Annotated in this window: 11 protein-coding genes; 2 read left to right on the top strand and 9 right to left on the bottom strand. The window is 43.4% G+C overall.

The window, feature by feature from the left end:
• Positions 1-16 precede the first annotated feature (16 nt).
• From rpe to ispH, 9 genes are all read right to left on the bottom strand, one after another.
• Entirely contained in the window at positions 17-709 is a 693-nt protein-coding gene (gene rpe, locus I3252_RS02470) for a ribulose-phosphate 3-epimerase (protein WP_238034096.1), read from the bottom strand.
• A gap of 111 nt (positions 710-820) precedes the next feature.
• Complete coding sequence (locus I3252_RS14260; RefSeq protein ID WP_227678228.1) at positions 821-1,069, bottom strand: TIGR03643 family protein; 249 nt, start codon at positions 1,067-1,069, stop codon at positions 821-823.
• A 351-nt stretch (positions 1,070-1,420) separates the two neighbouring features.
• Positions 1,421-2,311 (bottom strand): S-formylglutathione hydrolase, encoded by an 891-nt coding sequence (fghA, locus tag I3252_RS02460; protein ID WP_238034094.1) that lies wholly within the window; start codon positions 2,309-2,311, stop codon positions 1,421-1,423.
• A gap of 228 nt (positions 2,312-2,539) precedes the next feature.
• On the bottom strand, positions 2,540-4,021 hold the full coding sequence (locus tag I3252_RS02455; RefSeq protein WP_238034093.1) for a C13 family peptidase: 1,482 nt from the start codon (positions 4,019-4,021) through the stop codon (positions 2,540-2,542).
• Between the two features lie 346 nt (positions 4,022-4,367).
• Complete coding sequence (htpG, locus tag I3252_RS02450; RefSeq protein ID WP_238034092.1) at positions 4,368-6,383, bottom strand: molecular chaperone HtpG; 2,016 nt, start codon at positions 6,381-6,383, stop codon at positions 4,368-4,370.
• Positions 6,384-6,640: 257 nt separating this feature from the next.
• Positions 6,641-8,173: a catalase gene (locus I3252_RS02445; RefSeq protein ID WP_275949296.1), complete on the bottom strand. Its 1,533-nt coding sequence runs from the start codon at positions 8,171-8,173 to the stop codon at positions 6,641-6,643.
• A gap of 400 nt (positions 8,174-8,573) precedes the next feature.
• Positions 8,574-9,392, bottom strand: a complete 819-nt coding sequence (locus tag I3252_RS02440) for a thioesterase family protein (protein ID WP_238034091.1) — start codon at positions 9,390-9,392, stop codon at positions 8,574-8,576.
• Positions 9,393-9,406: 14 nt separating this feature from the next.
• Positions 9,407-9,652, bottom strand: coding sequence for a hypothetical protein (locus tag I3252_RS02435; RefSeq protein WP_055124696.1), 246 nt, complete (start codon positions 9,650-9,652; stop codon positions 9,407-9,409).
• Between the two features lie 52 nt (positions 9,653-9,704).
• On the bottom strand, positions 9,705-10,661 hold the full coding sequence (gene ispH / locus I3252_RS02430) for a 4-hydroxy-3-methylbut-2-enyl diphosphate reductase (RefSeq protein ID WP_045444223.1): 957 nt from the start codon (positions 10,659-10,661) through the stop codon (positions 9,705-9,707).
• A gap of 482 nt (positions 10,662-11,143) precedes the next feature.
• Here ispH and gmk point away from each other — a divergent pair, with 482 nt between their 5' ends.
• Positions 11,144-11,770 carry a guanylate kinase gene (gene gmk, locus I3252_RS02425; protein ID WP_238034090.1) on the top strand — a complete coding sequence of 209 codons (627 nt, stop codon included), beginning with the start codon at positions 11,144-11,146 and terminating at the stop codon, positions 11,768-11,770.
• 209 nt (positions 11,771-11,979) lie between these two features.
• Positions 11,980-12,240: a DNA-directed RNA polymerase subunit omega gene (gene rpoZ, locus I3252_RS02420; protein WP_045444217.1), complete on the top strand. Its 261-nt coding sequence runs from the start codon at positions 11,980-11,982 to the stop codon at positions 12,238-12,240.
• The last annotated feature ends 371 nt before the right edge of the window (positions 12,241-12,611 follow it).

Below are 12,611 nucleotides of genomic sequence, written 5' to 3'. Positions count from 1 at the left end.
TCACATAAGACCGTGGTTATTCGTTACCATTAGCCAAAGCCAGCTCAGCACGCATAGCATCAATAGCCGCTTTATAGTCATCTTGGTTAAAGATCGCCGACCCTGCCACAAACATATCCGCACCCGCTTCGGCAATGGCTCGGATATTACTAGCTTTGATACCGCCATCTACTTCTAATCTGATGTCACGACCACTGGTGATGATACGCTGACGGACTTGGCGAACTTTGTCTAAAGTCCCTTCAATAAATGACTGACCGCCAAAACCTGGGTTGACGCTCATCAATAAAATTTGATCTACCTTGTCCATCACATAGTCTAAATAATGTAATGGCGTTGCGGGATTCAATACTAAACCACATTCAGCACCGCCATCTTTGATCAGCTGTAAAGAGCGATCAATATGCCCACTGGCTTCTGGATGAAAAGTGATAACACTCGCACCTGCCTCCAAAAACTGCTCAATCATGCCGTCAACTGGTGATACCATCAAATGCACATCGATTGGTGCATCAATCCCATAATCACGCAGCGCCTTACAAATCATACTGCCAAAGGTGAGATTGGGTACATAATGGTTATCCATTACATCAAAATGAATCACATCAGCACCTGATTCCAACACCCTTTCAACTTCTTCACCTAGACGTGCAAAATCAGCTGAGAGTATTGATGGGGCGATAAGATAAGGTTTAGAAGGAATAATCATAGTTGAGCTACCTGATTCTGTTGAAATAAAATACGAATAAAATAAAAAGAAACTAAGGACTGGCTTAAAAAAACTGAGCCTTTAAAGCAATAATATTAAGAACTCAAACCACTAGCGCTGCTTATACTGGGTTTTGCAATAAGCACGACCGACATCGAAGCCTCGCTTAGCTTGGTGTTTGGTAGCGCGATTGCTCACGCGCTGACGCCATAACCGAAAAGACGACGGCTTTAGCGCTTGGCGCATCAGCTTAATCACGCCTGCTTCATTGAGACCATAGCTATGCTCTATCGCCCCAAACGGTGTTCTGTCCTCCCACGCCATTTCTATCACTCGTGAGACTTGCGCGTCATCTAGCACTTTATCACCCGACTCATTGACTACGGTTGCGATAAGCTCATCTGAACGTGTCTGTCTGTCATTTGATTCAGTACTAATATCAGCATGCTGATTATTTTTTAGAGCCGCGGTCATATCGGCTTGCATGGTCGCAAGCGATGACTGAACGGTTTGCTGCTTACAAGCCAAACCATCGGCTACTAATGCTGTCAGATTACTTACCATAAAACCTTACCTTTAAAGATGCTTAACAGATATTCAGCCAACTTTCATTTTATATTAATCTATTTTATATCAATAAGTACGCTTGACTAAATAATCAGCGTAACTGTCTGTCAATTTATCGATCAGATCATCATTCTAATACTGGGCTTAGCTCATTTGCGCCATACGCCAGTGATGTTCAATATGATCGTTAATCACCGTTTGAATAAAATAGTAGCTATGATCGTGACCCGCCTGATAACGCAAGGTTAAGGGCTGATTGGCTTTGTCACAAGCGCGTTGTAATTTGGTGGTTTGCAGTTGACCTTCTGCCAAAAAATTATCAGCCGCGCCTTGATCCACCAAGATACTTGCATACTGCTGCCCTGATTTTTCAATCATCTGCGCAGCATCTGCCTGCGCCCATCGTGACTTATCATCGCCGAAGTATTCTGTATAAGCGGCTTGCCCCCATGCTGACTCACTGGCCGCGCACACAGGCGATAAAGCTGAGACACTCACAAACTTGCCTGGAAACTTAAAGCCCAATAGTAATGCTCCGTGACCGCCCATCGAATGCCCTGTCACGCCGATACTATCAATAGGAAATTCTGAGCGTAACAAGTCATATAACTCATCAACGATGTAGCTTTGCATATTAAAATGCTCTGACCAAGGCGCTTGCGTCGCATCGACATAATAGCTGGCACCCTGACCGACAAAATAGCGGTCGTCGTTTGGCACATCTCTGTCATCACTACTTCGAGGTGATGTATCAGGCGCGATAAGTATCATGCCAAGCTCGCTACATTTTTGCTGAAAGTGCGCTTTGTGGGTGACATTATCAGCATTGCAAGTGAGACCCGATAAATATAGAATCGCAGGGCAGCGACGACCAGCAAGCGCTTCATCTGGCAGATAAATGCTAAAGGTCATCGGCGTTTTGGTCGATAATGATTGATGGCTATAGTAATGCTGCTCACCATCGAAACAGCGGTTGACGCTGATCTGCGTGATTTTTGAGTTAGTAGATAGACTGTGTTTATAAGAGTTGTTCATAAGCGACATCCTTTTTATCCAAAGTAAAGTACACGATGACTTATAAAAAGCATTGGTAAAGTAATACTAGTACTTCTCCAAACTCACTTAGTACTCAATCATTATACCATTCACAAGAATTAAAGTAGTAAGGAAAGCGAGTGTCAGTATTACAGATTCTAGACTGAACGAGCTTAATACGGCTCATCGTAATTTTTGGGTTGCGGGTTTTAGGTTTACTGTTAGTTGTTAATTGGCCGTGATCGCAGTATTAGCCACTGGCTGACCAGAAGCACTATCCTCTACGATATTAATGGCGATAGAATCACTGTCATTAATAATGCTGGCAACTGGTGGTCGGGTTTTATCAAACAATACTTGTTCGAACGCTGGCAAAGCAGTCTCCATCAGACTACCAATCACCATCTGCGGCTCTGATGGTTCAAAACCCATCGCACTTTCACGCTCATTCACACGCAAACGGGCATCTTTAAAAGCAGATTCAAAACTGGTATTGCTACGCAGGCTTTCAGCAAAAAACGCTTGCCCAAAATAGGTCATCTCAGCAGTATTGGTACAGCCAAACGATGCCTTATCCACCGCTGATGCGGTAATCACCACCGTGGTTGGGGAGGCCAATTCATCGATAAATGAGCCTGAATAGCAAGCAGATACCACAATCACCCGCCAGCGAATACCTGAAGCGTCTAGCGCCTCCCGTAACCATGCGGCGTCTAGATTCTCCATTGCTAATGGTGGATTTGCTAATTGAATGATATTTTCGTTGCCGTGTGAAGACAAGGTTAGGAATAACACATCCTCATCGGCATTCATCTGCTGACCAATTTTCTTTAATCCGCGCAGAATGCTGGTTTTGGTAGCGATTGGCTCATCAAGCCAACTATAAGTATTGTTGATCAACGAGAGTGAATGTCCACTAGTGCCAAAACGCACATCGAATAGCTCACGCACTTTATTAATCTCAGAGCGAAAAACATCTTGGCCAGAGAATCCTGCCACACCCATAAAATACCAGTCGGTCTTGCCTGAAGTACTGGGATCGATACTATTTAATGCTTGCTGTAACAAACGAGGTTGCTCATATAATGCTGCTTCTGCTAAAACAGGCTCTACAGGAATCTGCTTAAATATAGGCTGGTCCGCGACATTACGCTGCCAAATCGTCAACAGTGCGACTGCACCTACCAATACAATGACCCGCTCCCACCACGGTATGCGTAGACGACGAGAAAAAATCCATAATAACGCCAAGGTCTGCCATAAAAACAGCACCAAAAACAGTATGGGTAAAAGTGAATAGCTCCAATCTGGTAACCAACCATAACTGCCCAAAAACTGCACCAAACTTTGTAATAGTGCAGATAAGGTGTCAGCCACTAACCACAATACCACAGGCACAAACACCAATGTTTGATTGCCAGAACGCCGTGCCAAAATGATGCCGCCCAATAAAATTATCATCGGCCAAATCAAGTAGCTGACCAACCCTTGCTCATTAAAGATACTGCCATTTTCCGCGGCTAACCAAGAAAACAGTACATTACTACCGAGTGCCAATAGTGCAAATACGGCAAACTGGATAAAGGTAGGTTTTACCCAAGAAAACGCGCGCGTCGACCCTACTAGCATCCACAAGGTTGCAATAATATTGGCAGCGAAATTGAGCGAAAAACGCTGAAGCGATACGGTTTTTAACGACGCAAGTGACAAAGACTTAAACCTCTAGCCAGTCGAGAAAAGAAAGTGAGTTGATGATGATTTTTGGTGTGGCAGCTACCTACGAAATGTCATTAATTCACATTTTTTATATAGCATATGGACATCAAGATTACATGCAATTCACAATGAGATGATTTTAAGAGACGAATAGCAAAGACTAAAAATATGACTAAACAGTTTAGCTCGCTAATATAACGCGATTGTAACGGATTGTCGGTCAAGAGGATAAGGCTGATTTGTAAAATTCGCTTAAATTTGGCTAAGAACATATAAAAAAGGAGGTCTTGAATCCAAGACCTCCTTTTTTCTCAATAATGACTGTATCAAAGACTTACTACTATCTCATCAAAAGCTCATTCACACGTTTTAGATAAGCGGCTGGATCATCTAACTGACCGCCATCTGCTAACAATGCTTGGTCAAAAATTACTTGCGCCAATTTATCAAAATCGACGTCAGATTGCTCGCTACTTTCTAACTTTTTAATCAATGGATGATCAGGGTTAACCTCTAATGTCGGCTTGCTTTCTGGCACATCTTGACCCATTTGTTTAAGCATCTGAATCATTTGTGGTGATAGCTCACCTTCACCAACGACCAAGCAGGCAGGACTATCAACCAAACGCGTCGATACTTTAACGTCTTTGGCACGTTCGCCTAACGCTGCTTTAAGTTTATCGACAACAGGCTTCATGGTTTCTTGCGCTTTTTCAGCTTCAGCTTTTTCGGCTTCGTCTTGCAAGTCGCCCAAATCAACGGCACCTTTAGCGATGTTTTGTAGCGGTGTCTCATCAAATGAGGTCAAGAAGTTCATCGCCCATTCATCAACACGGCTGGTCATCAAGATAACTTCAATGCCTTTCTTTTTAAACAGCTCTAACTGTGGGCTATTTTTAGCAGCCGCTAGATTGTCAGCCGTTAGATAATAGATGGCTTTTTGACCCTCTTTCATACGCGCTTTATAGTCTTCAAAGCTGGTCGTCACACTATCCTGAGTACTGGTCGCATAACGTAGCAATTTGGCAATACGTTCTTGATTGCCCATGTCTTCGCCAACGCCTTCTTTGATAACATCACCAAATTCAGCGTAGAACTGCGCAAATTTTTCTTGCTTATCACTGTCTTCACTGTTAGCAAGACTGGCGAGCAACGTCAAAATACGACGGGCGTTACCATCACGGATTGATTTTACATCACGCGACTCTTGTAATAGCTCGCGGCTGACATTCAATGGCAAGTCTGCTGAATCGATGACCCCTTTGACGAAACGCAGGTACATTGGCAACAGCTGCTCGGCTTCATCCATAATAAAAACGCGCTTCACGTATAGCTTTAGTCCATGCTGCTGGTCACGAGTATACAAATCGACAGGGGCTTTTTTCGGAATATACAATAGCTGAGTATACTGAACACGACCTTCGACACGGTTATGCGTCCATGCTAGTGGCGCATCCATGTCATAGGTGATATTTTTATAAAAATCGATATACTCTTCATCTTCAATCTCAGATGCCGTACGGGTCCATAGCGCGCTGGCTTTGTTGATAGTTTCCCATTCGTCGGTCAATACCATCTCGCCGCTGGTTGGAGCGCTGTTTTCTTCAGAATCGTCGCCCTCTTCTTTGACATCTTCTTGCCAAACTTCTTTACGCATCTGAATCGGTAAGCTGATATGGTCTGAGTATTTATTGACCAAGCGCTTAATTTTGCCACGGTCTAAATAGCTGTCTTCGCCCTCACTATATTGCTCTTTTAAATGCAAAGTAATGGCGGTGCCACGAGTTTCTTTCGTGATAGGCTCAACCGTAAAGCTACCCGTACCATCAGATACCCAGTGTACGCCTTGATCCGCAGGCTCGCCCGCTTTACGTGTTTCAACGCTAATCGTGTCGGCAACGATAAAACCTGAATAGAAGCCAACCCCAAACTGTCCGATTAATTGACCATCTTGCTTTTGTGATTCAGACAGCTTGTCTAAAAATGCTTTAGTCCCAGATTTGGCAATCGTACCCAAGTTTTCGATGGCATCAGCTTCGTTCATGCCGATACCATTATCGGTAAAGGTGATGGTTTTGGAATCTTCATCGACAGCAATGCGAATTTTTAGCTCGCCATCGTCTTCATAAAGACTGTCATCATTGGTCGCTTCAAAGCGCAATTTATCACAGGCATCAGAGGCGTTTGAAACCAGCTCACGCACAAAGATATCAGAATTAGAATAAAGCGAATGGGTCACTAGATGTAGCAGTTGCGCTACTTCCGCCTCAAAGGTATGTTTTTTTAATTCAGGACTGCTTTTATTAACATTGATGCTATCAACTTTTTGGTTGTCAACTGGGGTCTGTTCACTCATAAAAAACTCCTTTAATTTATGTCAAAAACGTATCATAAAATAGCAATCATTTGACTGTCTCTACTCAGCTACAAATTAAGCAGTTCAATTTCGAATATCGCTAAGCTGTTTATACTAATAGGGGCGCAGCAGAATATTTCAAGCTAAAAAGTACAATTCAACAAAAACACCGCCCTAGTTTCCTAAGGCGGTGTCGTTATATCGATAATAGGTTTAGCAAATAGATTTAGTAATACGTTTTTAGATAAACCTATCAACTATAAGCAGCTTGGCAAATGCAGCGCTGGATCTGACTCACGAGCATTCATCGCATCTTCAACCGTTAAGCCTAGTGCTTTGGCAACGCCTGCGCCATAAGCAGCATCACACCAGTTACAGTTGCGAATGTGGCGATACTGAATAAAGTCCGGCACACCAGCCATATTATTCGCTGTGTTTTCAAATAGCACTTGTTGTTGCTCAGCACTCATCAAATTAAACAATGCGCGAGGTTGGCTAAAATAATCGCTATCGTCTTCACGGAAGTCATAATGCGCCGCATAGCCGTCAATTTTTAATGGTGGCTCAGCATAATCAGGCTGCTCTTGCCACTGGCTAAAGCTGTTTGGCTCATAATGCGGGCGACTGCCATAGTTATCATCGACACGGCCTTGACCATCACGATGATTGCTCATCACAGGGCAACGCGGCTTATTGACCGGAATCTGTTGATGATTGACACCAACGCGATAACGCTGAGCATCGGCATAATTAACCAAGCGGTTTTGTAGCATTTTATCCGGTGAAACGCTGATACCCGGTACCAAATTACTTGGGGCAAATGCGGCTTGTTCCACATCGACAAAGTAGTTGTCAGAGTTTTTATTTAATTCAAACTCACCCACTTCAATCAGTGGATAATCCCCTTTTGGCCATACTTTGGTCAAGTCAAACGGATGATAAGGAACGGTATCCGCCTCAGCTTCTGGCATGATTTGCACATACATTTTCCACTTAGGGAAATCGCCATTTTCGATGGCATCGTACAAGTCTTTTTGATGACTTTCACGATCAGAACCAACCACCTCTGCCGCTTCTGCATCGGTCAAGTTCTTGATGCCTTGTTGCGTACGGAAATGGAATTTTACCCAAAAACGTTCTTTGGCTTCGTTCCAAAAACTATATGTGTGCGAGCCAAAACCATGCATATTTCTGTACGAGGCTGGCAGACCGCGATCACTCATAACGATAGTAACTTGATGTAAGGCTTCAGGTAATAAAGTCCAAAAGTCCCAGTTGTTGGTCGCCGAACGCATATTGGTACGTGGATCACGTTTGACGGCTTTATTCAAGTCTGGGAATTTGCGCGGATCACGTAAGAAGAACACAGGTGTATTATTTCCCACCATGTCCCAGTTACCTTCTTCGGTGTAAAATTTCAAAGCAAAACCGCGAATGTCGCGCTCGGCATCAGCCGCGCCGCGCTCACCTGCGACGGTACTAAAGCGCGCGAACATCTCCGTCTGTTTACCCACTTCGCTAAAAATATCCGCACGGGTATATTGTGTGATGTCATTGGTCACGGTAAAAGTACCAAATGCGCCAGAACCTTTGGCATGCATACGGCGCTCTGGAATCACTTCACGGACGAAATTTCCTAACTTTTCATTGAGCCAAACATCTTGCGCCAATAATGGGCCGCGTTTGCCTGCGGTCATGCTGTTTTGATTGTCTGCCACTGGTGCGCCATTGCCCATGGTCAATTGGGTCGGTGCATAAGGACATTTTTTATCGCTCATATCATTGTTCATATCGTTGTTCATAGTCATACTCCTGTGAATAGCAAATGGGTTAAAGTACAAAATCTATTCTGAATACGCTTCTATTAATAGTTCCAGAATAGTTGTCAGCTTGTTCGAAAAACGGTTTGTTTTTTTCATAGTAATGTCTAATGACAGTCATGTTCTGTGGTTAGATACTATTACAACCCATTACCATTGATTTGTATAATTAATTAATTACATGCTTTAGTTTTGTTTTTCAGAACCACTTAACTTGTTTTTTACTCATGCAAATACTTTATTCCTTAGGATGGTTGTTATTAACAACGATAAATATTAACAGTGCAAGCACTCTCTATCAGCCTTGCTATCACTTTTTTAAAGCGAATTGACCATATCAAATAGAGCTTAATTAAATACCACAGAGCAATTAGCGCGGCATCGGACGAATGGTCAAAATTTGCTCACTACGACCAAAAGGGCCATTGATGTCATGTAACACAGCGCTCGTTAAGCCAATACCATCATTGCCATACTGCTGCACCGCTTCGATGCCAAGCCAGCGACCTTGCGGCGTGCGGTGCATATGAATTTGCAAATCCGTATTGGGAAACATCCATTCTAATTCTGACAAGCCAAGCCCAAGCCGAGGCACAACGCCATTGGCCGTGTCGACCATGCCCAATAGATGCACCAAGTCATCAGTTGGCTTGCCCTCGATCATATCCAAATCATTAGTGATCCAGACCATACCGCGTCCTGGGCGACGCTGCGTATCATCAGCGACCAAGCGCACACTTTCAATAAACCCTCCCGGCCAGCCTTTCATGTCTTCCCAGATGGGCAATTCTTCGGGCTTATGTACCGCTTTTTGGTCTTCAATACCTGCAATCTCGCTGGTATCTTGGGTCATTAGACGCCATGCCCGCGCAATAATCGCATCACGACCGCGACTGCTCATCACTGCTTCAATAAGCTCAATGGTCTTGCCCAGACGAATACAACGCGTGGTAATGGTAAAGTCATCCAGTGGAATCAATCCTAAGATATCTAGGCTGATACGAGCGATACGCATGTTTTCTTGCGGCACATAACCGTTGAGCTCAGCCGTGAGCAATCCTGTCGCTGGTGCCATATGCTGTTCATGCTCATTCCAAGCGCCTTGGGCATGCTTGGTGGGCTGATAATGTGCGACGTTGACGCCGTCTTCTCGCTGTTCGCGTTTGATAAAGTTATAATAAGCTGACATGACTGTCCTATGATTTATTTGATAAGCTCTTGTTGTTTTAATTTAAGAACCTGTCGACTCTTAATGACAAAAAATAATGCAACGACCATCGCGGCAATTAATACGCCATAAAAAACATTCTTTTCTCGCATAAAATGCAGAATATTACTGCCTAACACGAATCCCACCACCACGATGACAAACAAATTCACTTTCAATTGTTTGTTAACCTCACCGAGAGTAGCTTCTGCCAATACAAATCCTTTTTTTTGCTTTTTCATTTTGCGTTACCTACTATACGTTACCTATTAGATGTCTTGTACAAAGCCGTATCTATTTACCCACTTGGGTGACTGGGATACGCAAGGCTTTAGGCAGACTGAAAGTGACATTTTCTTCGATGCCTGATAGCTCACTCGGTAAATCACCACCCCAATCTTGCAGCTGCTGTAGCACTTCTTGAATCAGTACTTCAGGTGCTGATGCACCAGCGGTGACGCCGATACTCTGCACACCATCTAACCAGCTTTTATCCATCTCACTGGCATTGTCGATTAAATACGCACGGCAATTCATCCGCTCAGCCAGCTCACGCAGACGATTAGAGTTTGATGAATTGGGCGAGCCGACCACCAAGACCACCTCACAGCGACTGGCTAAGTCTTTTACCGCATCTTGGCGGTTTTGCGTGGCATAACAGATATCGTCTTTGCGCGGACCTTGGATACTAGGGAATTTTTCACGCAGTGCATCGATGACGCGCGCTGTGTCATCCATAGATAAGGTCGTTTGGGTAACAAATGCCAAACGTTCGGCATTTTGTACGCTCAATGCTGCCACATCGGCTTCGTTTTCAACCAAATGAATGTGACCGCCGTGGCGACGGTTAAAGCGCCCCATCGTGCCTTCCACTTCGGGATGTCCAGCGTGCCCAATCAATACCGCATCCATACCCTCTTGCGCAAATTTAGCGACTTCGATATGTACCTTAGTGACCAGCGGACAAGTGGCATCAAATACGGTCAAATCGCGGCGTTCAGCCTCATCTTCGACAGCTTTTGATACACCATGAGCAGAAAAAATAACGATAGAGCCATCTGGCACTTCATGAAGTTCTTCCACAAAGACCGCACCGCGATTGGCCAAATCAGAGACGACAAATTTATTATGTACCACCTCGTGACGAACATAAATGGGCGGTTCAAAACGTGTCAATGCTTCGTTCACAATCGCAATCGCGCGATCCACACCAGCACAAAATCCACGTGGATTGGCAAGATAAATTTGCATAAGAGGGCCTATCATTAGATAATTTATTATTAAAGCTTAAATACACGACATTACTGTCAAAAGCTCTAATTCAAAAATTGGGATGAATTCATTACGCTACTTTAGCATAATTTACTTTTATTGCCTTTGAAAATAGCACGGTACTAGAGGCTGTTTTAACTAGAAGCACACGCATATTCATACGTTCAAAGTATTTATCCATAGTGGCAGCGTTAACTGCACTTAATGCACTAAAAACATGATTTATACTGAGTCGCTCTATGCCATCTTTACGCCGCTTCGATGATAACGACTGGTCAAAGGCGGCTTTAATTAAAATAAAAGCCACAAAAGCAGTTTATAATAGTGCATCGATGACAATGTCTATCGCCATACATGATGGCGATTTTTCTTTTTACCAGTTTTGAATTGTTTACTAAAACAGCTTTGGCTCTTTTACTCGCACAGATTTGACTAGCACACACTCCATTAGGACACATTGTATGACAGGTTCATTATTTATTATTACTGCCGCCTCAGGTACGGGCAAAACCTCACTGGTAAAGCAGCTACTTGCCACGACTAATGACTTAACCGTCAGCGTATCACACACCACGCGCACGCCGCGTCCCGGCGAGATTGATGGTCATCATTATCATTTTACCGACGTCGAAAAATTTGTGACTGCCATCGGTGAAAACAAGTTTTTAGAATATGCTGAGGTCTTTGGTAATTACTATGGCACCTCGGAGCAAAGCGTGCGGACGCAATTAGAAGCAGGCGTCGATGTTATTTTAGAGATTGATTGGCAGGGCGCACTACAAGTCAAAAAAATCTTTACTGACGCCATTATGATTTTCATTTTACCGCCAAGTATTGCCACTTTACGTCAGCGTCTATCGACGCGTGGGCAAGATACTATGGAGGTAATAGAGCAACGTCTGGCTGGCGCAGTGACTGAGATGGCGCAATATGTCCATTTTGATTTTGTGATTATTAATGACAATTTTGAGGTCGCTTTAACTGAGCTAAAAGCCATTATCGTGGCGGACAGGCAGACACTTAAGCGTCAACAGCAGCGGTATCATCGCACCATCAGCAATTTACTTAGCAATAAAGTAGAAGAGTAAAGCAAGAGCGAAATACTACTGTCAACTCAGTCGATGAACGCTTATTAATAGATACGTTAATAGATACGTTAATAGACACGCAAAAAGCAACTACGCGGCTGGGCAAAAAATGCTATAATGTCTCGCTATCCCCCTTTATATTTTGATATTATTTTTATTGAGTGGCGGGCAAGCTCCGTGACTAATAAAAACAACCGAGGTAGCTACATATGGCACGAGTGACGATTGAAGATTGTTTGGATAATGTTGATAATCGCTTTGAACTGATTTTAGTGGCAAGCAAACGTGCACGTCAATTGGCCAAAGGTATCGCAGAACCATTGGTTGATGTGGATAATGACAAACCTACGGTATTGGCATTGCGTGAAATCGCTGCTGGTAAAATCACTCGCGATATCCTAAATCAGCCAGAGCACAACTTTGCCACCAGTTCATTAGATTTGGCACTGTCAGGCGATCATGGTTTTTAAGACACTGTATTATTAAGATACAGCATTGAAGACTTGTCGTATGAAGCCTATAAAGCTAACCACTGCCTTATAAGACAAATACATACAGTGATGACATATTGACAAGAGACCACAGCATAGGCTGTGGTTTTTTGGTTGTAATAACTGGTTGCTGTGATATTGCTTTGACTGTTTTAGTCGCCATTTATACCTGAAAACCTACCATTGAGTTAGAATTTCTAAATTTTTATAGCACCTGTTCGCTTAGCAGTTGACATTGAATGCGATTTACGATTAATTAGAGGATGGTCTACCTATTTTTATCTTTTTTCTCGAGATTTTTTATATTTATAGTATTCCAGCATTTATTCAGTCACCATTTACTTGATAGA

It is taken from the genome of Psychrobacter sp. Ps4, assembly GCF_022129285.1.
Taxonomy (GTDB): Bacteria; Pseudomonadota; Gammaproteobacteria; order Pseudomonadales; family Moraxellaceae; genus Psychrobacter; species Psychrobacter immobilis_A.
Note: the sequence above shows the minus strand (reverse complement) of the source record. Positions and strands in the feature narration are given on the sequence as shown.